Raw genomic sequence first — 25,376 nt, 5'->3', positions numbered from 1 at the left:
TTCCTCGATAACGACTGCAGAAATATTGGTAACTAGTCCGTGATATTTTGCGCAGTCAGTTGCTTTTGTTCGACAGTCAAAAACGCCAAAGAAAACGCGAGAGGTTTTCGATTTCCAAATGTCCGTTTGGTATAAAATGAATAGTGTCATAGTGTGTGTTTTTAGTTGATTATTTACAGTAGCGGTAAAGAATTACTCTCCTCATTTCATTAATAAGGTTAATGTTTTCATGAAACTGCTTTTCTTTTTGTTCCAATAGTTTCAGAGCTGCAATGTGTTTTAGGTGCTGCTCGTGTTCCTCCATCATAGTTTTGGCTCTTTCATTAAATTCCTTTTTAAAATCCTGTAAGCGCAAAAAAGGAATGACAGAACCGATTAAAAATTGATGCCAAAATTTTGTTTGCCACAAACTAAAAGCAACAAAATAGTAGTTCTCGCAATCCTCTTCTTGTTGGAAGATGATAACGAAACTGTTCGCATATGGCTCTTTATTGGGCTTTCCGCTGTTCATCCCTTTGTTCAGGATAAAAATGTGAGGTCTTGCGTAGGAAGTACCTATTCTGTGTGATTTAATGATGTAATTCGTCATGGTTCCGGCTTTACGTGAAGTGCTCCGCTATGCTTCGCACACAAAATTTTTTCAAAAGAAAAAAGAGAAAAAAAGAAAGCCGGTCGTCCAAGTGGAGGGTTTCAAAAAAGCAAGTTTTTCGGGTAAAATACTACCCGAGTAATGAACGAATCAGTAATCGTCTAATTGAAAATTTAATGTGTTTGGAATTGCTTGGGTGGAGATTTTACCCGAAACCCGTAGGGCTTGAACTTGCTTTTTTGAATACCCGGAACTTACCTTTGCAGTCTTTTTTTATTTTTTTTTTTTTGATTCCGAATTCATTGTTGTTTTGAAAGATGGGTGGGAATCCATTGCAGGATTTGGGAAAGGGTATAAAATTCCGGAACGGATTTTATACTCTTTCTTTTGTTAGGATTTATGGGTGCCGAGAATAGGCTGCAGCAATCAGGTTGTTATATTCAGAAGTATTGTTGTAATGTACTCGGGAAGGCACTCATAAAAGCTATGCCAATACTTCCTTAATATTAAATGAAGATAAAGAGGTGCTTTATTTAGGTTTTGAGTAAAGACCTGAAACTTTTATGAGTAATATATTGGAGTTTAAAGGTATATGTAGATTTTCTATAATAGTAACATTATTACTAATTTATATTCTTAAAATAGATCAATTTGCCATTTATGGATATTTCTACAAATGAATATTCTGTGTGTTCTTCATCACACCAATAATTTTTGAACTCTCCATTTTTGTATTCATATACATAGTAGGCCTTTAAATAATAGAATTTTATTCTACTACCGTCTATTTTATGGATAATTTTTATTTTAGAATCATCAACACTTATGTCATTAAAATAGTGCTCGTTCTGATAAATGGTGGCTTTTTTTATATAGATATTAGTTAATGCATCTAATCCAATTTTTGAAATAATAGTTTTGTTTTTTGAACCCAAATAAATTGGCCTATTATAAAATTTTCGTACTTGATATTTGTAATTATCATTGCGAAGTTTTCCTTCGCTTTTATGTTTAAAATCAATATTACCCCGACCATAATCAAATACTACTATATGTTCATCTTCAAATAACTTAATCGTATCTGATAAACCTTTAGAAAATGCATTTTTTGATAGAAGAACAGAGCATAACAATGTAAGTAATTGAAAATATCTTTTATCCATATATTAGCTGTATAAAGTGGTGAAACCTTTATGTTTGATTATTTCATAAATCCAATCAACTGGAATATCATCGATACCATAAATTAACCCTGCCATTCCACCTGTTACAGCACCGGTTGTGTCGGTGTCATGACCTAAATTGACTGCTTTGAGTACTGCGTCTTTGTAGTTGTTCGTAGTTAGGATACACCAAATGGAAGCTTCTAATGTATCTACTACATAACCTGAACTCTTGATACTATCTTCTTCAAGTATTGAAATATCTTCCCATAGTAAGCGTTTGAACTTTTGAATTTCCAGCGGATTAATATTTCTTTTTTCAAAATAGTTAGTGATTTCTACTTGCAGCTCCTTATACGCTTGATATTTTTCTTTTCCTTCGATTATTTTTTTGGCAAATTCTAAATAATAGAAACAAGCCATAACCGAACGAATGTGTGCATGAGTTATTGATGATATTTTTTTTGTCCAATCATACCGTTGGTGTATTTCCATCTCTTTGATATGGGTAATTAATGGTAAGATGCGCATTAAAGAACCGTTGCCGTTGTCCATCTCTTCAAAGCCACCGGCAAGTTCCGGTTGCGCGCCCTGTTCTAATCTTTCAATAGCAATTCTTGTAGCTATACCAATATCAAAAACCCATCCATGAGCGGTCCATAGGTTGTCGTTTTTCCAGGCAATGAATTTTTGAGCAAGTTTTTTTAAATCTAGGCCCTCATTAATACTCTCAGCTAAGCATAGTGTCAGCGAGGTGTCGTCTGACCATGTGCCTTTGGGCTGGTTGTGTGTGCCAAACTCCTGCATATCGGTTACGGGATTTTGTTTTAAGAAAGTTCGTGGTTTGAATTCTACAGGTACACCGAGAGCATCACCAATGGCAGTGCCTATGAGGATTTTTTGGAAGAGGTTATTTGGCATTTTTTTTTTTAATTTTCAAAGAAGTCCAATAGAGTTTCATTGTTATTCACTAAATCCCAGATATTTTTAATTGACTTTATATTAGTTTCACCTAAGTGATATTTTCTTAAAAAATAACCCCATTGAAGTCTTCTAAATGAATTTATATCAATATTTTCAATATCAAAATTGTTATTTCTATTTAATATACCTTGAATTGATCTGCGTGTGCTGTTACTTGGGCTATATAAATAAATCAAATTGAATTTTATATTATCAATTAATATTTCTTTCACAAAGCCATCTTGATTAAAACCTTTCAAATTTCTATCTATAACTGAATTTTTTAACCAAGTTCCAACATTTTTATTATTATCATTTAAATTTCCTATTCTACTTTTTCCTCCTGATGTAATAAAAATGTTTTCAATTTTTGAAAATTGACATTTCAAATCAATTATATTGTTATAAGATAAAACTGTTAAATCTCTATCAAGGTTGCTATTTATAGGATTTCTATCAATTTGTTTTAAAATGTCAGTAATGCCAATATTATTTATTTCTAGAATATTTAATCTATTCTCTAAAGTATTTATTTCAAATTCTAAAATTTCACCTAAACAATTCCAAAATTCGTTTACGGAACTTCCGTAAAAAAATTCAAAATTTTCTTGATTTTTGTTCCCAGTTGATATTTGCCAAATTGGAAATGTACCAAGAAATATGCTCTTGGTTTCTTTATTTGGTATATAACCGAAGCTATCAATATTATTAATCCATTTTTCATGTAAACTAGGATTAATAAGATTTTCAAACCATCTATTGGTTGTGAAAGGGTGTTGTTCAGGCATATTTTAAAAAATTAGTTTATGTTTTATTTCTTTTTGTAGTTATTACTATCCAATTAACTTATTATTCTCCTCCCAAATTTTTAAAAGGTGTTTATCGTAAGGTAAAATCATAGTAGCTTTAAAATCTTCTTTGTATTTAAAATTATCATTAACATTATTCATATAACTGATGTTGCCTTCGAAAACCATGAATTTTTCATCCCAAAAAAGGATAAAATCACAAAAGTTTTGACCTTCTTTTAATTCGTAATAACCGTTTTCTTTGATGTATAGTTTTCCTGAAATCATTGAAAACATTATTTGAGTACCATCAAACATAGTGTGTTGTACAATTAAATCCTCACGCAGATTATATTCCCTTTCAATTATAACCATCTTTTCAAATCTTTTCTCTTGCAAATAATTATAGTTGGTACCGGTATATCTTAAAAGTGCTTTGGTAGTAAATACCATTGATGGTTTATTAATTTTTATCATATACTTTAATTTAAGAGTGCTAATCGATTTTTTTCTTCACTGGATAATTTGGCAAGCGCTATCTTATATCTTTCATCAAATTCCTCGTCAACAAATGTATCCTTTATGATATCAAATGAAAAAGTGAATGAGTTTGGTATTAAATTTTCAAATTCAAAATTCCAAAAAAAATGTTCCAGGATATTGTTGAGCATTTTAAAATTGTATCCAATAATATACTTATCAAGAATATATATAGTGGTTAGTTTGATATCTTGCTGATTCACATTAGCGATATCGAATTTCTTAAACTCATTAATTATAAGTTGCCATTTTGGATTAGAAGGGATAGATAACTCCTTTAAAGTAAATCCCAAATCCTCTACATCGATTGCTGTAACATTTACTATAACATTTAACTCTAAACAATCATTTGATTTGAGATTATATTTTCTTAAAGGGAACAAACCCAAAGCTGTCTTGGAATCAGAATGATTTGAGTTAAAAATCCAATCGATTAGTACAGACCTATATAATTCTATTTGTTCAATCTTTATTGGTTCACAATATTTCTTGATCTTGTTTTGTAAAGAAATATTAAAGGTGATTTCGGGAAATGTTTTCTGAAATACTTTACCAATTATTACGTTATTGACAATATAAAGTACTTGTATTTGATTGCTATCATTCTTTTCATTTCGTATGGAATTTCGAATATAATTTCTGGTATTGTCATCAGTTATATAATCTGTTGTTGACAACCAAAGCTCTAAGCGAGCTATCGATAAATTATTAAAATCTAAGCATATTATGTTGTTTAGCACACCCATGTATTGGAATTATTCTACAGAAAATATTAAATATACCAGCTTTAATTGGATGAAAAAAAACATTATTTAAAAATAAATCGATTTTGAAATTCCTAATAAAAATTGCTTTTTTTTTACAAGATGTATTCTGGCAAGTGTATCATTTTTTATTTGCTTAGTGTGGGGTTTCTGATTGATTTCATGGGCAGCCGATGCCTTGCAATAAGTGTACATTATGAAGTATTTAGTGAGTATTAAATATATTATGGAATTTTGTGGCATTGGTTGGCCGTGGAAGCAATTTATTTAGTTGTTGTGAGCAAATGAAAAATGATACTCTTGCTTGGTATTTGGTTTTATGGGTGCCGGGAGTAGTGTGGAGAAATCAGAAGTTGGTTTTCAGTTGTTTGGTTGTAAAATAATCGGGAAGGTACTCATAAAAGCAACGTCCTTCTACAAGCTCAGCATAGACCTCACTACCGATTTAAACGGTTAGCTGATAAAAACCGCTACTCTATTCGTGATTAGAATTATTGATAACTGTATTGTTTCAACTGAAATTGAAAAGGTTCTCTATGGTGGTGGTGAATGGTGGTTTTTTTGACAGCTACATTTCGACAACCTTACCATTTTAGGGTCAGTATAGCTGTTAAAAAAGTTGCCATAGAGCCACCACCTCTTGTTCTTGTTTTGCAGAGGGTGCGCGGCTTTTTTACATAATGTTATTATGGTCTCTTTAGAGCCATAATGCAACATTATGTAAAGAAGCTTGGGAGAAAAAATTACCGGCGCAAGTCACGGAGTGTACGTGTTTTTGTTTTGTGCGTTGGGCAAGCTCTTTGCCTGGCGGCTAACTGATTGGCATTGTTTATAGTGTGATTACAAAGCCGGCAGGCAATGTGCTTGAAGAGGGAGGGGACAAAAACTGTGACGGTAATTTTTTTAGGAGCGTGGGGAAGGGGTGGCAAATAAAACTTAAACGTCAATTCAGAATATGGAGCTAGTTAGATGTATTATTTTAAGCAACTGAAAAAATTTGGAATAGTAAAGAATAGTTTAAATGGAATTTTTTTATATTTGTCTCAGGTGTTTTTGGTGTGCCTGCTCGTTCGTGCAAAGATTTTATCAACCAATAACGAGATAATATAAACCTTCAGAGCTTATTATCCTACCAAAGTATACGAACGCAAAATCCCAGGATAATAATCTTTGAAATAAAGGATTATATTATGAACTCTATTGACTACTTCAAACTTCAAGCAAAAAATCTTTACAGAGATTTTAAGACCCAAACTCCTGTCGTTGGTAAACCGAAAGGCGGTTTTAAGTATGACTATTCCCGGACGTACTTTCAAATTTATGATATCATTTCGGACTTCGATATCGATGAAGACAATTTTACTCTTATGAATGCACAGCATGTTATTGCCAAAATAGCCGGCTTTGATAAATGGAATACCCTCATAAAAACTGAGGCATCAGAATTGGAGCTTACGAAATTATTATTTGAGCATCAAGATAAGATTGATTCGATTACTTGGGATTTATATATTGCCGACTGTCAAGCCATGAATGAAGAAGAACTCGACGCTGAGATGCAAGTAGAAATCTTCAAACAAGTCGTTATCGAAGACAATCTTTTTAACATGGTAATAGATTGTTATCTTATAACGGGCGATGTTAGGAAGATTATACGGAAAATTAAGCAAGAAGATAAGCATAAATCTCAAATTATGAAGAATGATAGTAAACACACCAGCATTTCTATCACGTGTGGTAAAACCACAGATAGTTTTGAGCAATTGCAGTGTAAATCGTCAGCAAAAAGTGGACTGATTTAGGTCAAAACTAAGAGAGTGTTTTCAAAATCTTTAAATTTGAATTATCATGAAAACACCAAAGAAAAAAACAGCAGAAAACTTCATTAAAGACATTCGCAGAAACACCCGAAGAATCTTTTCATCTGAACAGAAAATCCAAATCGTAATGGAAGCTTTAAGGGCAGAGATGTCTGTCGCTGAATTATGTAGAAAGTATTCCATCAATGAATCTCAGTTTTACAAATGGAACAAAGAGTTTTTAGAAGCTGGTAAAAAGCGTTTAGCAGGTGATACCACAAGAGAAGCTACCAGTGATGAAGTAGCAGAACTCCGAAAAGAAAATCAGCGTTTAAAAGAAATGGTTGCCGATTTGGTATTGCGTTACGATGTCGTAAAAAAAAGCTTGGACATGCTGGATTAACTGAAAAGTTCAAAAAATATATGCGACTTACAGTATCCGAAAAACAAGAGATTATTCACATGGTTACACGTTCTGAGATTGGCGTTAATCGAACACTTCGTGAGATTGGAATCAACAAAAGTACTTTTTACAATTGGTATCACGCTTACAGTGAAAATGGTGTTGAAGGATTAATTCCAACCAAAAGAGCGTCAAACAGGCAATGGAACAGCATTCCGCAAGAACAGAAGAATTTAGTTGTAAAATTAGCTTTAGATTATCCTGATTTATCATCCCGAGAATTAGCCTATAAAATGACTGATGAACAACAAATATTTCTATCCGAATCTAGTGTTTATCGTATCTTGAAGGCAAGAGGATTAATCACAGCTCCAGCTCATATTTTTCTGAGTGCAGCCGATGAATTTAAAGATAAAACAGGCTTTGTTCATCAAATGTGGCAAACCGATTTTACCTACTTTAAAATTTTGGGATGGGGTTGGTATTACCTAAGTACCGTTTTGGACGATTACAGCCGATATATTGTACATTGGGAGCTTTGCTCAAACATGAAAGCCGATGATGTAAAACAGACTGTTGATACGGCTATTAAAAAAGCAAAATTGATGACTAAACAAAAACCAAAACTCTTGTCAGACAATGGTTCGTGCTACATTGCTAGCGAATTAAAATCGTATTTAAAAGACAATTATCAAATGGAGCAAGTACATGGCAGACCCAATCATCCGCAAACACAAGGAAAAATTGAACGCTATCACAGAACCATGAAAAACGTCGTAAAACTTGATAATTACTTCGCGCCTGAAGAATTAGAAGCTGCTTTAGAAAAGTTTGTTTATCGATATAACAATGAACGTTATCATGAATCATTAAACAACTTAACCCCGGCAGATGTCTATTTTGGAAGAGGAGAATTAATTTTAAAAGAACGCGAACGATTAAAGAAAGTGGCAATTATCAATCGCAGAAATGAGTACCAAAAATTAAAATTAACAGCAACAAACAAAAATCATTTATCTTTGAATTATTAACTAAATACTCTCTTAGGAAAAGTCCAAATTAGTTTGAATACGTACAAACATTCTATTGTTTTTTAGATGTAGTTTGTCAAATAAATAGCAAGCGAGGGGGCCGGCAGCCATACCGGTTGCAGCTTCTTCGTCAATTCCGTATCGAGGTGCAAACATTCTTGTACTAGCGACCCTCTCGCGATGGCTTGTTTCTGTACAAAAAATATAGAAACCTACTAAGTCCAACTCTTCACTTATTTGATTGATTAGGTCATAATCTGGTTTTATATTTTTTAAAGTAGTCGCGTTTTTTACAGGGACAATTATGAAAGAGTTACCAGTATTAACTAGAGAAATAGGCGCTTCAGATAATATATCATTACCTGTTATTCCTAATGACTGTAGAATCTTTTGTTCTAAAGCAGGAACTTCTTGATAATAGGGTGTTTTTTGCTCCATAAAAGCAAGATTTTCAGTGATTAAAATATCTCTGGTCCCGTCAATGGTTTCTTTGGAAGAAATTGAGTTTTGAATTAAGTTTAATTGCGATAGGTATGAAAATACAGCAATCGTAGCATGGCCACAATGGGCAATTTGTCTTTTAGGAGTAAAAAAGTCAAGCTTGAAGTCGGCAAGTGTTGATTTTGATACAAAGGCTGTCTCTGACAATCCTATTTTTTGTGCTATACTTAACTTTTGTTTATTACTTAAGTGGTCAGCATTGAGCACTACACCAGCAGAATTTCCCCCTGCATTGTTGTCTACAAATGCATTGATGATTTGAACTTCTGTTTTTAAATTATTTTCCATATTTGATTATTAATTGTTTAGTATGTGTTTATATCCACTAGTAAGCCAAAGGAATTTATCTTTTTGATTTGACTTTTCAATTTCATTTTTTAATGATTTTACTGATTGTTTGAAATGCCACCATCCCTCATAATGAATTGGAATTATCTTATTTGGATTTAATATATTACCAGTTGCAATAGCTTCCTCGCCATTCATGGTAACTCTTAGATTTCTTTTCAAATAGGGAAAAGCACCTGCGCCTAAATGTAAAATGGCAACATCAACTTTTTTTCTCTTTTGAAGTTCATATATTCCTTCAAAAAGGACAGTGTCACCGGATATATATATACAACCATTTTGTTGTCCTTCCCATTCAATGGTAAAACCAATGACTTTTCCCATTACCTTATCCAGTCTTTTTATATTGGTATGTTGGGCTGGGATGGCAGTTATTTTCAATCCGTTTACTTTTTCGTTATTTACTATAAATTCATCCCAATTGTCAAGTCCTATTGTATTGGTGTTTTTTAGTCTCCTCTCAGCATCTTTAGTTGATAAGACTGTTTTGACCGTTTTGATGAAAGCTCTACCTTTTTTATCTAAATTATCGCTATGGTGGTCATGACTTAAGAGTACTAAATCGATTATCCCTATTTGTTCAGGAGTAAGAGCCGGATCTACATATTTTTTAGAAAATGCAAAAGGACTGCTCACATACTGGGGCAAGACTCCGTCTTTATTATTTAAGGTCGGGTCGGTTAAAATCTTAAATCCATTAATGTCTAATAGCACGCACGCCGTGTCTATATGGGTTATTGTTACTTTCATATGGTTTGTATTTAAATATGAAGCAAAATTCCATTTAAACAGTAAGTTGACAATTGACTTTGGTCAATTAATGCGTTTGCGTATTCGGCTTAACGTTTCCGGCACTACGCCGAGATAGGAGGCTATAAATTTTAAAGGGATTTGAAGAATGTATTTGGGCTGTTCCTTGAGCAGTTCTTCATATCTTTCCTGAGGTGATTTTGTTAACAGATTGATTTCTCGTTTTACTTTTTTGGACAGTAGATACTCGGTTGCCAGACGGCCTAGTTTTTTTGTCATTTCACAGCTTTGATATAGAGCCTGTAAATCCTGATGTGTTATGGAGTACAACTCACAATCGGTTAAAGTTTCTATGTAGATTTCCGTTTTTGTTCGATTGTAAAAGGAGTCGTAGGCACAATAGAAAGAATTTTTAAATGCAAAATCAATTGTAATTTCCTTGTCTTTTGCCACCACATAGTATCTGACAATACCGTCGGCTAAGAAAGACAAATAATTTTCAATTTGTCCATGGGCAATAATAATTTCATTTGCTTTAAACCGGCGGATTTTAAGTTTGCTTAAAAAGGGTTCTAATTCTTTTTCATGGAAACCTATTTTTTCGAAGTACGTAATTATTGATTCCACTTGGGTGTATTATTTTATTCGAATTCTGAAAAGTTAGAATGTTTAAGTAAAAGTACAAAAATGGATTTATTGTCTTACTGAACAAATTCTTTAATTGATTTTACAATTGGTAATATTATGGAAGAATAGCTGGAGCTATTTCAATAAATGTGAGGTTTTTTTAGGGCCGTTGACTTTGAGTTTTAATACTTATTTATACGGTTTGAGGTTGTTTGTAGCTTCTTTTTATTATAAAACACATTTTTATCCTATTTTTTTGTTAAAATAAAGGATTTGGAAACACTCTTTTAGTTTTGTCTAAACAGCACACTTTTTGCTTACCATTTACACTGTTGTAAAACTATTTTTTTGATGAGTTTTTAATTATTTTCAAATTAGTTTTGAAGCTATGGCCACTAGTGTTTGTATTCCTTTATCAATATTGTTAATGGCTCTAGCTTTAGCTTCGTTACTTTTTGTAGCATCTTGTACTTCTTTTAAAATTGTAACTAAATCCTGTTTACTGATTCCGGTATCAAATATTAATTTTTGGATTTCATTATCATTTAATCTTGTTAGACCGGATATTTGATTTGAAAAATGTTCATCTGTACTATTTGCTGCATTTTCTGCAATTTTGTCCCAATCTATTGGCATAATTTCTAAATTTTATTTGTTTATTAATTTGTTTACACTAGAATTCAAATTGTTAATATTCTCTCCCCAATCTCCTGTATCCTGTATGAATTTGTCAATAGTTATATCTAATTGATCAAAATCAATTTTATTTTGTGTCAGTTGTGATACTTGTGAATGAAGTTTTTTCCTTTCTTCATCGACTTTAACTGCTGACTCCAGTAATTTTTTTAACTCATCGCAAGCTGTTTTGTATTGTTGGAAATCGGTATTTAATTTATCAATAATTTTAATTCTGTTGGATTCAAGAGTATTTTGCATTGCATCTCTTCTTTCATTTAGCTTTGGAATTACACTTGTCATAATGTTGGTTAGCTCGATTTTAAAATCTGTATTTTGTGGAATTTTTTTTATGAATTCTTCAATATACTTGGGAGTATAATCCAATTTCATGAATTCATCAATTTTTTTTCTTTTCTCTTTAAAGATTTTATTTGTGAGCATTACGTTTAATGTATGCATTCTTTGACCTTCTATTTGAATATTATTCATGAGATCTATTGATTGTGTAGGTATTTTTGAACATGATGCCAGAATAATACTGATGATTACTATAATTACTTTTATTTTAATTTTCATTTTAGTTTTGAGTTTAATTAATTTATAATTAACATTTTTTTTTGTAATCGAAATAAAATCTCCGAAATAAGTAAATAAATTTAATTTCCAAACTCAAATTAATCAATACGTATTAATACTCAATTTTTGTGCCTGATTAATCATAGTTGCGCTTTGTAACCGCAACTATGATTAAAGATGGTAATTGACTAATTTGATTCTTTTAATGATTCATTTGGTTTTAAACTGCGATATCAATAGGTGATAATACGTATTTATTGACTGTAAGAATTGATTTTTATGCTCAATTTTGATGTTGTGAGTCTTTATAATTATTTAAGACAATCAAAAAGTAAGTATAAATACTTATTAAAATAAGTAAAAACATATATTTTTAAATTTTAGAGTGGCTACTACTTTCGCTTTTTATTAACGTAAAATATTTAGTTTATGAAATTAGATGAAAATTCAGGAGAGCCAATCAGCCTGGAAGAAGCGAGAATTTATGTAAAAGACTTTAAGGAGAAATTTCCAGAGGAAGTTAAGGCTTCATATATGGGAAGAGTAAATTTTATGAAGTTATTAGAACAAAAGGATTGTATTGGAATACGTATCTATAATGGTTACGATGTTAAAGAGGAGAGATTAAATGTTGTTCTTGTTGGGGTTGATTTTGAAGGTAACGATATGACTAACGGGTTAATTATGGATAGAACAGTTCCATGTCCCAGTTATTGTGATAATAAAAGTGCTTTAATATAGTTAATTCTCTATATTTGAAAATTGAACTAATCTTTAGTATTAAAGATTAGTTTTTTTTATGCAAGAATTTTTATATATTATATCAAACTTTGTAGGTGTTTTGCCTTTAATCTTTTATCTCTACCGGAAAGAGAAAATCATCAATGAATTTAAGACTCTTGTTCCTATTTTAATTTTAAATTTTTTTTCATCTGTTTATGAAGTTGTATTCACCTATAAATTACAAATAGATTCTGAATATTGGTTTAGGCTCTATCTGTTTTTAGAATATTTCTCTATTGCTTATTTGTTTTGGAAGTTGTTTGAAGGGACGTTTTATAAACGACTGATTTTGATTTTTTCTATTGTCTATGTTGTTTTTTACATTTTGTTGTTGAAAAGTTGGGAGCTTCATAATAATTTACAAACTGATTCCTATCTAACCGTTTACACTACTTTTTTTGTTTATGTCTTAAGTATACTTTGGTTTAGAAAAATATTTATCAAATTTGAATATGATAGTTTGATTCACTCACCAGTATTCATAGTTATTTCTGGTTTGTTATTGTATATGTCTTCTACGCTATTTTTGTTTTTGATGAGTGATTTTTTATTAAAGGATATACGGTATGATTTTTTAGATTTTTGGAGATTAAATATTGCTATGTGCATTTTTTTTAGATTATTATTACTAACTGCTGTTTTTAAAGGATATAGAAGATGATTCCCGTATTTTGGATAGGCACTTTTATAATGCTGTTTTTGGCGGTAAGCTTGATTTTGCTGGTAATGTTTTACCAACGGAATTTGCATAGATATAAATTACATGAGTCAGAGTTGCTACTAAAAGCTTCATTGGAAAGTGAGCGACTTGAACGTGTCAGAATTGCCAATGAGTTGCATGATGGCTTGCAAGGAGACTTAAATGCGATAAAAAATTTTGTTTATATATTAACCAAGAGCCATGATCAAAACGATATGGTTTTTGTATTGAAAGAGACAAAAACAGCTGTTGAAGCTGCTATTGAAACAACAAGATTATTATCTCAGAAATTAATGCCTCCTTTACTGGAGCAAGAGGGGTGTGGTGTTGCTATAGAGAAATACTTTTTGAATCTTGAAAAAGCTACGGGAGTGAAGTTTATTTTTAAATCTTTAGATAATGATATTAAGATTCCAATATCAAAGGGCTATGAGTTGTATAGAATAATACAAGAATTTACAACCAATGCTATAAAACATGGTTTGATAAATGAGTTTATGGTTGTAATTTATGGGGATACTACACAAATTATAGTTGAGTTAATAGATGATGGAATAAAATTTGATTTTTTTGAATGTTATAAGTTGTCTCAAGGCAGCGGATTACGGAATATACAATCTCGTTTAAAATTTATTAAGGGAGGATTGATTCAACGCTCTGTGTTAAATGGCAACCATTTTGAAATTAGAATCTTAAACCCTTTAAAGAATGATTAAAATTGCCATAGTTGATGACCATCAACTTTTTAGAAAAAGTTTAGCTTTAACTTTGATTAGTTTTGGTGAAATTCAAGTAGTTTTTGATACAGATGATGGTGCTAAAATGTTAGATTTTTTGAGAGAACATACCGTAGATATAGTTCTTATAGATTTGCAGATGCCTAGAATGGATGGTTTTGAATTGTGTAGTGAGATTAGAAAAAACTTTACAAAAATTAAGGTATTAATAGTTTCTCAATTAACAACTAAGGAAGCTATTCATAAGGTAATGGAATTAGGTGTCAATGGTTTTTTTACTAAAAATTCACCTCCCGAACAGTTGGAACAAGCAATTAAAAGTTTAGTAGAAAAAGAGTATTACTTTGATATTGAACTGTCTTCCGTTTTGCGGGAAGCTTATTTATGGGAAAAAAAGTTTAGAGATGAAAATAAGTTTCAAGGACAGATTAATTTAACAAGACGTGAGATAGAAATCTTAGAGCTTTCAAGTTTGGAAATGAGTAGTAAAGAAATTGCAGAAAAACTATTTATAAGTGTCAGGACAGTTGAAACGCATCGTGTTCATATCATGGAAAAAACGAAATCAAAGAACTTTATTGGATGTATAGTTTTTGCCATAAAAAATCATTTCATATCTATAAACTAAAAACTTGCTACAAATATATTCGGGAATTATTTAAATAAGCAAGAAACTTTTTAGCTTTAATTACGTGTTTATACTGATTGATTTCTTTTTAATTTCCATATTATTTTGGGAATAAAAAATGAAAATAAAGAGAAAACAAAGGCAAGCCGTTGTCATAATACATGGTATTGGCAACCAAATGCCAATGGAAACTACTAGAGAGTTTGTAGAAAACATCAAAGATAATAGTGATATTTTGTACAGTAGCCCTGATCGTGAAGCAAATTTTTTTGAAACTCGCAGGCTTAGTTTGAGCAGGAAAAAGACGGATTTTTATGAATTTTATTGGGCAAATTTAGTGAATGAGCCAAGTAGCTCTGATTTGAGAGAGTGGATAAGTGTTATTTTATTCAAAAAAGAACCATCGGTCAGGGCTAAGAAATTAGTTGTAAAGATTAGAATTGCTATCGTTGCATTGGTATTACTGTTTAGTTTTTTTCTTGTTACAGATATTTTGAAAAGTTGTAAGAATGGAGGGTTTTCTGCATGGAATACCGGAACATTTACAATCGGTACTTTTTTAGTCATACGTTTTCTATTACCAAGAATTAATATTAAAGCTGCACAAACTGTGGGTGATGCAGTTAAATATTTAACGCCATCTCCTCAAAATATTGATTCAAGATTTAAAATTAGGCAAAAAGGCGTTAGTTTATTAAAAAAATTACATGAAAAAAGAGATAGAAGCGGAAATTTAATTTATTCTCGAATTATAATTGTTGGTCATAGTTTAGGAAGTGTTGTGGGCTATGATATTATTACTAATTTATGGCATGATTATATTTACAGTTACGTTCCCGGAAAAGCACCAGTTCTTCAGCCTATATTAGATGAAATGAGTACACTAATAGTAGATCATCATAAAAATAAAAATGAGTTTCCGTTGGAAGCATATAATCAATTACAGCAAAAGCTATATGATGAAATCAAATCACTTGGAAATCCATGGTTGATAAGTGATTTTATAACAGTGGGGAGTCCATTGTGCCACGGCGCTTACATCATGGCTAAGGATAAAGGCGATTTTGAACGTAGAACAAACTACAGGGAATTACCTTTAAATCCCCCGAAAATTGAGGTTAAATTAAAAGATGGCAACATAGTAAAAGATTATAAGAATGCCATTTCTTATGAGGATAAAGTAAATAATAAAAAAGGAGATGATGTTGTTGTAAAAATTATAAATCATTCCTCTCAGTTTTCGTTTATAAGATGGAGAAATATTTTTTTTAATAATGATTATGTGGGAGGTGATTTGAAAGAGTATTTTGGTGAAGGTATCAAAAACGACATGATTATACCTAAGGGCTCATTCATGAAAAGAAATTTACCTTGTTATTCGCATACGTATTATTGGGATAAAGATCAGGTTGAGACAATAGCATTATTCAGAGAATTACTTTTTGGAAATGAATAACAGAATCATTTCATTAATTGATGTTACCATTTTTCAGGAGATACTAGATATTAGAGATTGCGTATTAATACGGATTGTTTGCTGTTTTTTTAAACACTAGTTTTATTTAAAATTCACACTTTAAATACAGCATACTATGGCCTACGATTTTTCTATCTCGAGTTCTGTTCTTTCAAACGGGAGGACTTCTTATAATGCTCAATTACTCAATAGTACTGAGCCTAAATTCACTTTTGCTTATAGAACTGCCTATTTAGATAATTTCGGATTATTTAATACAGGAGTTAATAATGGTTTAGTTTATAAGCCTGAGGATTATGAAAAGGATTATGGTTTTTGGGCTTATTTTATTTATCCGACAGCAATGGCAGAGAGTCGAGGGTCTTTTGTTTGTTTGAATACTTATGACAGAGCAAAATTTACATTCACTTTTATGCAATATGCTGCTCATGTCCCTAATGGGGATTTTGTTAATTTTTTTAAGTCATTATTGGGTTTGCCTAACGCTAAAGAATATTTTCCTAAACTCATACTTCAAAATAATCAGATTTTTTATCGTAACTCTTCCGGTGTCTTAAATTTACTAGAGACTAATAGTAGCAGTCAGGCGTTGATGGATTATCTAAACCCAACGTTAACAGAGATTGATCAACAAGAATTGATTTGTGCTGCCCGTTTTGTTCATTGGGCTACTAATGACATTGAACATCGTAAAGTTCAGGTGGAGACAGCTGTTAATATGTATAAAGAAAATATGTTGGAATATCACAAGCGTTTCGGTTTGGATGGGGTTCCTGCCAGTGTTTGTCAGATGATTTGTGACATTCGTCATCAAGGTAGAGGAATGAATGATAGAATTGCACTGGCTCTAAATACTAAAGGTAATTACGAAAAGGCTTTTTCTAATTTATGTACTATTGGAAATACTAATTATCAATCAAGGATTACAACTGTTAGAAATACCATATCAAAATTGAAAGCTATTGGTAAATTTAATAAAATATATGACGCCAGAAGAGCAGAATTTGTTTAGCAAAAGTCAACTGAACAAATTTTTATGATAGTTGTTCAATTAAGGTTTAACTACTTTGTATAGGTGAATGAAATATTATTAAGATAAGGAATAAAATATTTTGGTTATGATAATTAAGAGAGAAATTAACGGCACTCAAAAGATAAGATTTTCAGAAAAAGAGGATACTGCTTTGAAATTTATTTTATCACTTTCTGTAATGGGAATTGTTTCAATTATGATTTTTGCATTACAAGAATTGTGTTATAATACTGTAGCAGTTAAAGATAGTTATTTGCCTTATTATATTGCTATATCATTGTTAATGGCGGGAGCTTCATTTTGCAGTGGAAGTTTAATGGGTTTTTTGTTTGGGATACCTCGAATGGCTATTGAAAATAATTCAACAAGATCAGATCATTCCAATGGAGGGTATATAGGTAATGATAATTTATTACAAGTTAGTGATTGGTTAACTAAAATAATTGTTGGAGTAGGATTAACCCAAATGTACGCTATACCTAGAAGTATGTATTATTATGCGAGTATTTTGTCAAGCAATTCAGGAATAAATAACGTTTCGTTCGTTTTATTTGTTTTGATTTATTTTGGGGTTTTAGGTTTTTTATTTGGCTATTTATGGACTAGATTGTATTTTATTAAATCTTTAATTAATTCAGATAACGGTATAAAAGAAGGCCTTACACAAGCTGTTCAGAAAATTAATTTACTGCAAGACTACATTAGTACAGGTGTACAACAAGCTGGTCAGAGCCGTTCTAATGATGATCCGGAAAAGGGCAAATGGGGAGGTCTTTCTACTTCTAATGAAAGAACGATAACAGCCAGTGTTACAAATTCAGAAACCAGTACAGATTATTTTAATATTAATTTAGAGGTAAAGAGTACTGATTTAGCTAATCCATTGAATGGAGATGTAAAGTTTTATTTACCCCCTTCTTTTCAAAATCCAAATCCTGTTGTGACTACAAAGGACGGAATAGCTACGTTAAATTTGTTGGCTTGGGGAGCATTTACTTTAGGAGTAGAATGCGATAACGGTAAAACAAAATTAGAGCTTGACCTTTCAGAGCTTAGTGGGGTTCCAGAATTATTTAAATCAAGATAAAATTGTAAACAAAAAGGAATCTAACAGAAAATTGTTTTGGATAAGATTTAGTGATTTGAACAGTATTCTTAAATCAATTTGTCTTATGTAGAGTGTCAAAATTAAATACTCGTAGATCAACATCAGCTTATTAAATCAGAATGGCTTTTCATTAAGAAAAGTCATTTTTATTTTTAAGTATTTCTGTGCCAGATTTGAGTAATTTTTTATTTGATGAGTTCTTATAGATTACCTTTTTTAAAAAAAATTACGTGTTTATACGCATTGTTTAACGTTTGGTTTACTTCTAGTTTTAACCCAAGATTAAAGTTGAATTATTGTTTTTTATTTCGATAAAATAGAGTAGTGAATTCAGCAAATAATTAATCTGTTAAATTAAAAAAAATAATCAGAAAATTAATTATTATTTATATGAGTACAGAAATTAAAAACACGCTCTTTAGTTTTGTAACTATGAGAGCACCAGGATTAGTAGATGATAAATCCAAACAAAATAGGTTTGTTTTTAGACAAAAAGAATTATCAGGTCCTTTTGATGAAGCTGTTGCTAACAGAGGAAGCAGCACAAAAATGGAAGTGATGAAATCTGTAGTTCCTAACCCATTATTTACGAGTGAGAAAGCTCTTTATGAATTAAGTAGCGGTTTATATGATTTTTCTATTTGGATTGCCAGAAATCGTTCTGATTTTAATAAAGAAGAGTTTTTCAGAATGAAAGAAAATGCAAGCCCATTGAATAACGAAAATCTAACGGCATTGTGGAATAACTTATTCTATCAAGTAATTAATCAAAAAGATTTTTACGTAAAAGATGCTATTATGCATATGCTCGTTGGAAATAATCTTTTATTAAATTACAATGATGATAGTTCCATTTTATCGGATTTAATGCACTCAACTGTTGTATTGCCAAAGTCATTATTTATTGAGGATATTCCTGCAGCAACTTCAGCACGATTAGCAAAAAGTGGAGAAGTAGTGCCTAGTTATCCTGATATAGACATGTTGAAAACTCAAACTATTGCTGCTGCTAATTTGATGATTGAGGGATGTACGAAATTATTGAAAGAGTTGGTGAGAGTTGAGAAGAAATACTTAAAGGAATATGCTTCCGAATACAAGAAACAGAAGGATGCTTATGATTTGAAATATAAATCCCAATGGGATTCTTATTATAGGGAATTAGAAGAAGCTAAAAAAAGTTTTTGTGCTGTAAGGGATCCCAAAAACCCTTATGATCCGACTAATCCTTGTGATCAACCTCCTTATGTAGCGATGCCTTCGATTCCGGGATTTGAGTTTGATTTTAGAGATGCACTAGATATTTCTTTTTTACGCTCTAATTTGAGTGAGGCCAGTTTTGCTATTTTGATGGATTTAGTAGGAATGGGTGAAAATTATGCCAGCGCTAAATCTTCTAATATTACTATGACAGGTACCATTGAAGATTTTGAAACTTTTGAAGATATTAGCAGATTAGCTAGGAATGCAATTACAACGGCCACAAACAATGCTTACGATTCTACGCCTGTAAATGCCCCAGAATACATTAGTTATGGAGGAGTAGTGGTTCCTTTGTCAAAAAGAACAGTTTCACCATTTGTTTATAGTTTATGTTACAAAAAGGTACCAGCCAGCAATCTAAGTTCAATTAATTTTGATTTAACTTTTGATGTTCCCGATTCTTCATGGCGTGTTACAAATTTTTATTGTATAGCCAGTTTTACGGAAGGAGAAGATCAAAATGGCGGTTCATCCAGTCCTTACCCATTTATTCCTGTAGATCAAAAAATTAGTATTACTAACATTTTTTCAAATACAGGCATTGAATCCAATCAATTTAGGATGCTAACAAAATTACATGGAGTAATTACTTTTGCTAATGGGTGTACAAAAACATTTACTTATGAAGGGAACTTCACAACATTGTGTGTAACCGGTACGTTAGAAGGTGATTGTATTAAAAAAGAAAGTCCTACCGCTCCTTCTGATGACGCTAATTTGTTTGTTCCTAGCGGACATGGATTTAAACAATTAGGGATTGCTGATTATAAAGTAGTTGAGCAAACAATTCACTGTTATGTTGAGGGTGAGGTTGCACATATTGAAAATGTAATGGCAAGAGAACGAAGAGAGAAATCAACAAGACGATTATTAAAAACAGAAACAACCACTAGTGAAAAATCTGAATCTGAGAGAGAAAGTACAACAGATACTGCAACGACAGAACGTTATGAAATGCAAAATGAAGTTTCTCAGGTTATTCAACAGTCTAAAGATTTAAGTGCTTCAACTGATTTTCATGTAAATGGAGAACGTTGGAGTTTAAATGCAGGAATGGGTATGGCTTCTCATTCTTCAAAAGAGCAAAATACTCGTCAGGCCATTACCAATGCTAAAGAAATTGTTCAAAAAGCAACTGAACGTATCACTACTAAAGTACAAACAGAACGTATTCAAAAGATAACTGAAGAGTTTGAAGAAAATAATATTCATGAGTTTGATAATCGTAAAGGAGACAAACATGTAGTAGGTGTTTATCGTTGGGTAGATAGAATTTACAAAAATCAAATTATCAATTACGGTAAACGTTTAATGTTTGAATTTATGGTTCCTGAACCTGCCAGATTGCACAAATTAGGTATGGTAGAGGATGTTCAAGTTCTAAATTCAATTCCTAAGTTAACAGAACCAATAGATCCGAGGGTTTTTGATTTAGCTAATGGTTTGTCAACTAACCAAAGTATTTCGAACCTATCATTGAACTTAAATAATTTTACACGAGTAAATGAAACACGACTTAAGTATTGGGCAGCCATGTATAATGTGGAATTTAAGCCAAAACCTGTAGATGTACTATGGGCCGGAAAGACAATACATAAAGGAAGTGAAGGTTCCGATGATTATGTAGAAATTCCTAAAGGATATCGTTTCACAAGATATAGAGTAAAAACATTACACAGAGGTGGCGGTAGTCAAGGAAATGCAGGTTTTGGAATTAATGGGGTAGGAGCATATACTAGTCAGATTGAAGGAGATTGGCCAGGTATACCAAGTCCTATAACTGGCATTATACCGTACACATCTGTTGGAAGTAAGTTGTATCAAGGGAAAGTTCCGGTTTCCGGTTTTTTCAGAAATGCAGATGCAGGTTATGTTCATTTTGATTTGGAGTTTGTTTTAGATGATTCTGCACTCAAAGAATGGCAACAAGAGTGTTTTAAAGCCATCATTGATAAGTATGAGGAGGCTAAAGCAGATTTTGATGAAATAATAGGCAGAGAAAAGGAAACAGCTATTGAAAATAAAGAAACTAACCCTGCGTTTTTCAGACAAATGATGAATTTGGTTTTACGCAAAAATTGTATCTCATATTTAATAGATCAAACACCGAATGCAAAGAGAACCTATGGTAAGGACATGTCTAATAAAAAAGGATTCTTTACTGATTATGAGGTGAATGTTGATGCCAATTTAGATGATTATGGTGCTTTCGTTAAGTTTATAGAACAGGCTTTTGAATGGAATATTATGTCCTATTCTTTCTATCCTTATTATTGGGCAAATCGTGATAATTGGAAGTCTATGTATCAATTTAATGAGAGTGACGATCCGTTGTTCCGTAGTTTTATGCAAAGCGGAATGGCCCGCGTTATAGTAACGGTTCGTCCGGGCTTTGAAGAAGCTGTACGTTTTTATATGCAAACCGGTAAGATATGGAATGGAGGAGAAGTACCTGTAATTGAAGATAAATTATTTATTTCTATTGTTGAAGAATTGCGTGAGACTGCCGGTAAAAAAGAAGGTAAAGCATGGGCAACCCGAGTACCCACTTCATTGACTATATTACAAGCCAACAGTATTGGGCTTGTTGTAGAGAAGGCTCTGCCTTGTAATTGTGAAGATCTTAATGATTTTGAAGATCCGAAAGCAGTACCTTGTGGCGATAGTTTTACTTTAACTAATGCACAAATAAATGGTGCTACCAATACATCCAAACTGTTTGGTAAAATTACTGGAAATGAAGGTTTAATTTCTAGAATAATGCTTAAAACTTCTGATAATTTGCTTCAAGACATGACTAATACCGATGCAAACGGCGAGTGGGAATTGAAAAATATCCCAGCAGGAACTTTTACTTTATTCTTGGATGCTTTGAATGTTTTTCCCGATACAGATTTTGTGATAGAATCGGGTGAAAAAGAACAAGACATTAGCCTAGAGGTTAATGAAATTCTTGAGGTAAATTTAAAAGTTAAAAAACGTTAATGCTAATTATTCTTTTGCCAACTTTAACAGGTTGGCAAAAGATTTTTAAATTTATGCTTAATGATAAAGAATATCAAATTATACAAACAATTGTTGCGCGGTAATGAGTACATGGTAATAGCTACGCCCGAAAGTTATGACTCCAAAACACAACGCATACTGGTATCGGTAAACAACAAAGTGGTTGAAGCCATCTATAGCCCACAAACCAAAAATGCAACTGCCAAACTAGATGTGCCATCAACCAATGCTAATCATCTGTTAGCTTCACAATTGTCTCAAAACCCCGATATGCGAGTAAAAGTTTTTGTCTATGATTTTATAAAAGACAGAATATTAGAAGCAAAACTACAAGAGTTTGGATTAAATGTGCAAACCTTTGATTATCAAGCTACGGATGAAATGGTTGGTACTGCTCCTGTGATATTGGGAGCTTTTGATTTAAAGGTATTGGCGGAGAAAGCGAAGAAGGAGGAAGGAATAGTTGAAGATTATTTTGTAAAGGCATGGTGGACAGATGAAAATGATTTACCAATAAATGAGGCTTTGCTTAATGATACTGTGAAGTTTCATATAGAAACAAAAGGAATTCCCAATAATGAGATTGTTTTTGTGACACTTTATGATGACGATAGAAGAGTAAACTTAAAAGAGGATGGAAAGAATGATAAAATGAAACTAGTGTACTCTAGTAATGGCAAAGAGGTAATCTTTGCAAAAGTTAAAAACAATAAAGTAACTTTGAAACTAACATTAGAAAATTTTGACTCGTTTCTTAAAAAAGAATCCGATGGGACTTTAGAGTTTTTCTTTGCTTGTAGTTATGTAAATCCAAAAACTAAAATTAGTTATAATAAAGATTTACCAATAAACCCTAAAGATTACTTGAAAGTAAAAGGAATGCCTAAAATTATTTTTGTGAATGGGCAGTGGAATATAGCTTATCAATTACCTTTTGATTGGGGAGAATATGTTGGGCCTACCAAGCCTAAAAAGCCTTATTGGAATAGTGGATTTGACAACTATACAATTGAATATTTAATAAATCAATTTTCTATAGATAAAAAACAAATTCTAAATAATAAAGTTTTAAGCTCGGAAGAACTTGAAAAAAAGAATTATATCCTATATTATGATGGTTCTAGTAAATTAGCTGTTGACCAAAGTGGCGCTGATAGGTTCAAAAGTGGGTATGATTTTGCTAGTGCAAATTATACTGATATTATAAAAGGATTGGGCAACGATGCTATTTATTTTGTCTCCCACAGTGAAGGTGGGGCTTATGCAGCAGGTATGGCTGATTTTCTTTTTCAAAAAGGACATACAATAGGAGAACATATATTACTATCACCAGACGAAGCAGACGAATTCGAGATTAATCCTGCAATACCAAGTTATCAATTGTTGTATATGTTTTTCAGCTCTGTATGGAACCCAACTGCAACCATAGCAAATATTGAAAAATCTAAACTATTTAATAAAATATTTAGACTTTGGGGTACTTATTATGCCATAGTTGATTGGGTGGTTAATGAATATAAAATTAAAGGTATAACAAAAATGGGGATTGCTCATATTCAAGATTCTGGATGGACTGGAGTGCATGGGTGGACTAATGGGACTGATGTTTTTCAAAAGGTAGTAGATTTGAAAGAAGTAACAACTTTTGAGGCTATTGGCGAATATGATGATAAAGTATATTCAGGTAAACAACAGAGTGAAACCACCAATAAAACAAAGTTTTATAGAATAAATGATGAATATATCGTGTTTAATTGTCCTCCCATTTTAAAAATAAAATAATTATGAAGTTAAAAAGAATATTACTCTTAAGTATCATATCATGCATCTCCTTATACATATTATATGTATTTATACTTTTCATTTTTGCTTTCGGACATGGCTCAAGAAAATATGTTGAAGTACCAAAAGAATTAAAAGAAATAGAGAAAAAAATTCAATTAGAAACTTATGGGGGTAATTCTTTTTTTGGTTCTATCCTAAAAGAAGATATTGAAAAATGTCATTATAATTTGGATTTATATATATATATATATAATGATTCTATCTCAAAATCAAAAGAACTACTTGATAATTATGTTAATACAGTTAATAAAAGAGTTAATGAAAAACTGAAAGATAAAAAATGTATTGATAGTTTAATAATAATGGTAACTTCAGATTATAGCAAAGCGAAAATAGATTCTCTAAAATCAAAGAGGTATAGATATTCGTTTCCAATAAATTAATGGCATAACAAAAATGGGGATACTACACGAACAATTTACAGGTTGGGATGGAGTTCATGGGTCAACCATTAATAGTACTACCTTTAAACTAATTGAAGTACTAAAATCTATTCAAGTTCAAAAGGCATTGAATAGCAAGGGAAATACCGTTTATGTAACTAATCCTGTTGATGAAAGTTGGTATAGAATCGATGATTATATACTATACAATAAGAGAATAGACTTATATCCTAAATGGAATACGAGTTTAATTGAATATTTTGAAGAAAGACAAGATTGAAGTATGAAAAAAAAAATAATTATTATAGCTTCCTTTTTACTTATTTGTGTGTGTGTGTTTATCCTAAATCCCTTCTTTTGGGGAATGCAATCAAATAAAGTAAAACAACCTGAGCTTTCTAAAGATGAAAAATTACTATTTAGTGGTTTAAAAAAGCTAAATGGTTGTGAAATTAATAGATTTTATCATAATTATTTTGCAGAAGGTGATACCTTAAATTTTAAGTATAAAAAAAATGATTTTGAATATTGTGTAGAAATTACTAGTTCAAAAAAAAAAGATTTAATTCTAAATAATGATTCTACATATAACTTAGCCTTATTACTTAAAAATACTATTTTGAAAAGAAATTGTAATTTAAAAAAAATTAAAATTTATAAAGTACTCATTATGCTGAAAACAAAAGAAACTGAAGAAAACAGAATTTTTGATTATAGTTATGATTATGATTGCAATAAAGACAAGTTAACAGAATCAAAATAAAATTATGAGAATTATTCAAAGTTAATGATATTACTTTTAAGAAAGTGAACCCGATAGCAAGGATTTAAAAGAAGTAAAAACTTTTGAGGCTATTGGCGAATATGATGATAAAGTAGATTCAGGAAAGCAA

25 protein-coding genes are annotated in these 25,376 nt (G+C 31.4%); 14 read left to right on the top strand and 11 right to left on the bottom strand.

Annotated elements, in window-relative coordinates:
- Positions 1-169: 169 nt before the first annotated feature.
- The 6 genes from EZL74_RS11220 to EZL74_RS11195 all read right to left on the bottom strand — a co-directional run bounded on the left by EZL74_RS11220 (position 170) and on the right by EZL74_RS11195 (position 4,789).
- Positions 170-589, bottom strand: a complete 420-nt coding sequence (locus tag EZL74_RS11220) for a DUF6943 family protein (protein WP_131476721.1) — start codon at positions 587-589, stop codon at positions 170-172.
- Between the two features lie 623 nt (positions 590-1,212).
- Positions 1,213-1,752 carry a hypothetical protein gene (locus EZL74_RS11215; protein ID WP_131476720.1) on the bottom strand — a complete coding sequence of 180 codons (540 nt, stop codon included), beginning with the start codon at positions 1,750-1,752 and terminating at the stop codon, positions 1,213-1,215.
- 3 nt (positions 1,753-1,755) lie between these two features.
- Complete coding sequence (locus EZL74_RS11210; protein WP_131476719.1) at positions 1,756-2,673, bottom strand: ADP-ribosylglycohydrolase family protein; 918 nt, start codon at positions 2,671-2,673, stop codon at positions 1,756-1,758.
- Between the two features lie 8 nt (positions 2,674-2,681).
- On the bottom strand, positions 2,682-3,503 hold the full coding sequence (locus EZL74_RS11205; RefSeq protein WP_131476718.1) for a uracil-DNA glycosylase family protein: 822 nt from the start codon (positions 3,501-3,503) through the stop codon (positions 2,682-2,684).
- Between the two features lie 45 nt (positions 3,504-3,548).
- Positions 3,549-3,980 (bottom strand): hypothetical protein, encoded by a 432-nt coding sequence (locus EZL74_RS11200; RefSeq protein ID WP_131476717.1) that lies wholly within the window; start codon positions 3,978-3,980, stop codon positions 3,549-3,551.
- A 5-nt stretch (positions 3,981-3,985) separates the two neighbouring features.
- Complete coding sequence (locus EZL74_RS11195) at positions 3,986-4,789, bottom strand: hypothetical protein (RefSeq protein WP_131476716.1); 804 nt, start codon at positions 4,787-4,789, stop codon at positions 3,986-3,988.
- 1,208 nt (positions 4,790-5,997) lie between these two features.
- On the opposite strand from EZL74_RS11195, the gene EZL74_RS11190 reads away from it, so the two are divergent.
- Both EZL74_RS11190 and EZL74_RS11185 read left to right on the top strand, forming a co-directional pair.
- On the top strand, positions 5,998-6,609 hold the full coding sequence (locus EZL74_RS11190) for a hypothetical protein (RefSeq protein WP_131476715.1): 612 nt from the start codon (positions 5,998-6,000) through the stop codon (positions 6,607-6,609).
- A gap of 46 nt (positions 6,610-6,655) precedes the next feature.
- Positions 6,656-8,040, top strand: a protein-coding gene (locus EZL74_RS11185; RefSeq protein WP_394345865.1) for an IS3 family transposase whose coding sequence is annotated in 2 segments (ribosomal slippage) — positions 6,656-6,971 and positions 6,971-8,040 — 1,386 coding nt in all. Because the reading frame shifts where the segments join, the coding sequence is not laid out codon by codon here.
- A 12-nt stretch (positions 8,041-8,052) separates the two neighbouring features.
- On the opposite strand, the gene EZL74_RS11180 is transcribed toward EZL74_RS11185, so the two are convergent.
- The 5 genes from EZL74_RS11180 to EZL74_RS11160 all read right to left on the bottom strand — a co-directional run bounded on the left by EZL74_RS11180 (position 8,053) and on the right by EZL74_RS11160 (position 11,520).
- Positions 8,053-8,829 (bottom strand): PhzF family phenazine biosynthesis protein, encoded by a 777-nt coding sequence (locus tag EZL74_RS11180; RefSeq protein WP_131476714.1) that lies wholly within the window; start codon positions 8,827-8,829, stop codon positions 8,053-8,055.
- 9 nt (positions 8,830-8,838) lie between these two features.
- Entirely contained in the window at positions 8,839-9,639 is an 801-nt protein-coding gene (locus EZL74_RS11175) for an MBL fold metallo-hydrolase (RefSeq protein WP_131476713.1), read from the bottom strand.
- A 63-nt stretch (positions 9,640-9,702) separates the two neighbouring features.
- Positions 9,703-10,266 carry a Crp/Fnr family transcriptional regulator gene (locus EZL74_RS11170; protein ID WP_131476712.1) on the bottom strand — a complete coding sequence of 188 codons (564 nt, stop codon included), beginning with the start codon at positions 10,264-10,266 and terminating at the stop codon, positions 9,703-9,705.
- Positions 10,267-10,635: 369 nt separating this feature from the next.
- A complete protein-coding gene (locus EZL74_RS11165; RefSeq protein WP_131476710.1) occupies positions 10,636-10,902 on the bottom strand; it encodes a hypothetical protein in 267 nt (88 codons plus the stop codon).
- Positions 10,903-10,914: 12 nt separating this feature from the next.
- Entirely contained in the window at positions 10,915-11,520 is a 606-nt protein-coding gene (locus EZL74_RS11160) for a hypothetical protein (protein ID WP_131476709.1), read from the bottom strand.
- A 429-nt stretch (positions 11,521-11,949) separates the two neighbouring features.
- Here EZL74_RS11160 and EZL74_RS11155 point away from each other — a divergent pair, with 429 nt between their 5' ends.
- The 12 genes from EZL74_RS11155 to EZL74_RS11100 all read left to right on the top strand — a co-directional run bounded on the left by EZL74_RS11155 (position 11,950) and on the right by EZL74_RS11100 (position 25,246).
- Positions 11,950-12,261 carry a hypothetical protein gene (locus tag EZL74_RS11155; RefSeq protein ID WP_131476707.1) on the top strand — a complete coding sequence of 104 codons (312 nt, stop codon included), beginning with the start codon at positions 11,950-11,952 and terminating at the stop codon, positions 12,259-12,261.
- 58 nt (positions 12,262-12,319) lie between these two features.
- Positions 12,320-12,964: a hypothetical protein gene (locus EZL74_RS11150; protein ID WP_131476706.1), complete on the top strand. Its 645-nt coding sequence runs from the start codon at positions 12,320-12,322 to the stop codon at positions 12,962-12,964.
- A complete protein-coding gene (locus tag EZL74_RS11145) occupies positions 12,961-13,719 on the top strand; it encodes a sensor histidine kinase (RefSeq protein WP_131476704.1) in 759 nt (252 codons plus the stop codon). The genes EZL74_RS11150 and EZL74_RS11145 overlap by 4 nt, the downstream gene beginning before the upstream one ends.
- Positions 13,712-14,368 (top strand): response regulator transcription factor, encoded by a 657-nt coding sequence (locus EZL74_RS11140; protein WP_131476702.1) that lies wholly within the window; start codon positions 13,712-13,714, stop codon positions 14,366-14,368. The genes EZL74_RS11145 and EZL74_RS11140 overlap by 8 nt, the downstream gene beginning before the upstream one ends.
- A 118-nt stretch (positions 14,369-14,486) precedes the next feature.
- Positions 14,487-15,824, top strand: coding sequence for a hypothetical protein (locus tag EZL74_RS11135; RefSeq protein ID WP_131476700.1), 1,338 nt, complete (start codon positions 14,487-14,489; stop codon positions 15,822-15,824).
- 136 nt (positions 15,825-15,960) lie between these two features.
- Positions 15,961-16,857 (top strand): hypothetical protein, encoded by an 897-nt coding sequence (locus tag EZL74_RS11130; protein WP_131476699.1) that lies wholly within the window; start codon positions 15,961-15,963, stop codon positions 16,855-16,857.
- A 106-nt stretch (positions 16,858-16,963) separates the two neighbouring features.
- Complete coding sequence (locus EZL74_RS11125) at positions 16,964-17,965, top strand: pYEATS domain-containing protein (protein WP_131476697.1); 1,002 nt, start codon at positions 16,964-16,966, stop codon at positions 17,963-17,965.
- Positions 17,966-18,376: 411 nt separating this feature from the next.
- The gene (locus tag EZL74_RS13205) at positions 18,377-22,234 is read left to right on the top strand and encodes a hypothetical protein (RefSeq protein ID WP_193553761.1); all 3,858 of its coding nucleotides are present in this window, start codon (positions 18,377-18,379) and stop codon (positions 22,232-22,234) included.
- Between the two features lie 60 nt (positions 22,235-22,294).
- Positions 22,295-24,037, top strand: coding sequence for a hypothetical protein (locus EZL74_RS11115; protein WP_131476696.1), 1,743 nt, complete (start codon positions 22,295-22,297; stop codon positions 24,035-24,037).
- A 2-nt stretch (positions 24,038-24,039) separates the two neighbouring features.
- Positions 24,040-24,483: a hypothetical protein gene (locus EZL74_RS11110; RefSeq protein WP_131476694.1), complete on the top strand. Its 444-nt coding sequence runs from the start codon at positions 24,040-24,042 to the stop codon at positions 24,481-24,483.
- 13 nt (positions 24,484-24,496) lie between these two features.
- The gene (locus tag EZL74_RS11105) at positions 24,497-24,763 is read left to right on the top strand and encodes a hypothetical protein (RefSeq protein ID WP_131476692.1); all 267 of its coding nucleotides are present in this window, start codon (positions 24,497-24,499) and stop codon (positions 24,761-24,763) included.
- A 3-nt stretch (positions 24,764-24,766) separates the two neighbouring features.
- Entirely contained in the window at positions 24,767-25,246 is a 480-nt protein-coding gene (locus EZL74_RS11100; protein ID WP_131476690.1) for a hypothetical protein, read from the top strand.
- The last annotated feature ends 130 nt before the right edge of the window (positions 25,247-25,376 follow it).

Origin of the sequence: Flavobacterium silvisoli, from assembly GCF_004329815.1 — a bacterium.
Taxonomy (GTDB): domain Bacteria; phylum Bacteroidota; class Bacteroidia; order Flavobacteriales; family Flavobacteriaceae; genus Flavobacterium; species Flavobacterium silvisoli.
This window is presented reverse-complemented; position numbering and strand designations above follow the sequence as displayed.

Excerpts from the sequence above, each read along its gene's own strand:
- EZL74_RS11215 (WP_131476720.1), bottom strand. The coding sequence starts at position 1,752 with ATGGATAAAAGATATTTTCAATTACTTACATTGTTATGCTCTGTTCTT.
- EZL74_RS11145 (WP_131476704.1), top strand. The coding sequence starts at position 12,961 with ATGATTCCCGTATTTTGGATAGGCACTTTTATAATGCTGTTTTTGGCG.
- EZL74_RS11175 (WP_131476713.1), bottom strand. The coding sequence starts at position 9,639 with ATGAAAGTAACAATAACCCATATAGACACGGCGTGCGTGCTATTAGAC.
- EZL74_RS11105 (WP_131476692.1), top strand. The coding sequence starts at position 24,497 with ATGGGGATACTACACGAACAATTTACAGGTTGGGATGGAGTTCATGGG.
- EZL74_RS11200 (WP_131476717.1), bottom strand. The coding sequence starts at position 3,980 with ATGATAAAAATTAATAAACCATCAATGGTATTTACTACCAAAGCACTT.
- EZL74_RS11100 (WP_131476690.1), top strand. The coding sequence starts at position 24,767 with ATGAAAAAAAAAATAATTATTATAGCTTCCTTTTTACTTATTTGTGTG.
- EZL74_RS11220 (WP_131476721.1), bottom strand. The coding sequence starts at position 589 with ATGACGAATTACATCATTAAATCACACAGAATAGGTACTTCCTACGCA.
- EZL74_RS11140 (WP_131476702.1), top strand. The coding sequence starts at position 13,712 with ATGATTAAAATTGCCATAGTTGATGACCATCAACTTTTTAGAAAAAGT.
- EZL74_RS11135 (WP_131476700.1), top strand. The coding sequence starts at position 14,487 with ATGAAAATAAAGAGAAAACAAAGGCAAGCCGTTGTCATAATACATGGT.
- EZL74_RS11195 (WP_131476716.1), bottom strand. The coding sequence starts at position 4,789 with ATGGGTGTGCTAAACAACATAATATGCTTAGATTTTAATAATTTATCG.
- EZL74_RS11155 (WP_131476707.1), top strand. The coding sequence starts at position 11,950 with ATGAAATTAGATGAAAATTCAGGAGAGCCAATCAGCCTGGAAGAAGCG.
- EZL74_RS11190 (WP_131476715.1), top strand. The coding sequence starts at position 5,998 with ATGAACTCTATTGACTACTTCAAACTTCAAGCAAAAAATCTTTACAGA.
- EZL74_RS11165 (WP_131476710.1), bottom strand. The coding sequence starts at position 10,902 with ATGCCAATAGATTGGGACAAAATTGCAGAAAATGCAGCAAATAGTACA.
- EZL74_RS11160 (WP_131476709.1), bottom strand. The coding sequence starts at position 11,520 with ATGAAAATTAAAATAAAAGTAATTATAGTAATCATCAGTATTATTCTG.
- EZL74_RS11180 (WP_131476714.1), bottom strand. The coding sequence starts at position 8,829 with ATGGAAAATAATTTAAAAACAGAAGTTCAAATCATCAATGCATTTGTA.
- EZL74_RS11130 (WP_131476699.1), top strand. The coding sequence starts at position 15,961 with ATGGCCTACGATTTTTCTATCTCGAGTTCTGTTCTTTCAAACGGGAGG.
- EZL74_RS11205 (WP_131476718.1), bottom strand. The coding sequence starts at position 3,503 with ATGCCTGAACAACACCCTTTCACAACCAATAGATGGTTTGAAAATCTT.
- EZL74_RS13205 (WP_193553761.1), top strand. The coding sequence starts at position 18,377 with ATGAGTACAGAAATTAAAAACACGCTCTTTAGTTTTGTAACTATGAGA.
- EZL74_RS11125 (WP_131476697.1), top strand. The coding sequence starts at position 16,964 with ATGATAATTAAGAGAGAAATTAACGGCACTCAAAAGATAAGATTTTCA.
- EZL74_RS11115 (WP_131476696.1), top strand. The coding sequence starts at position 22,295 with ATGATAAAGAATATCAAATTATACAAACAATTGTTGCGCGGTAATGAG.
- EZL74_RS11150 (WP_131476706.1), top strand. The coding sequence starts at position 12,320 with ATGCAAGAATTTTTATATATTATATCAAACTTTGTAGGTGTTTTGCCT.
- EZL74_RS11210 (WP_131476719.1), bottom strand. The coding sequence starts at position 2,673 with ATGCCAAATAACCTCTTCCAAAAAATCCTCATAGGCACTGCCATTGGT.
- EZL74_RS11110 (WP_131476694.1), top strand. The coding sequence starts at position 24,040 with ATGAAGTTAAAAAGAATATTACTCTTAAGTATCATATCATGCATCTCC.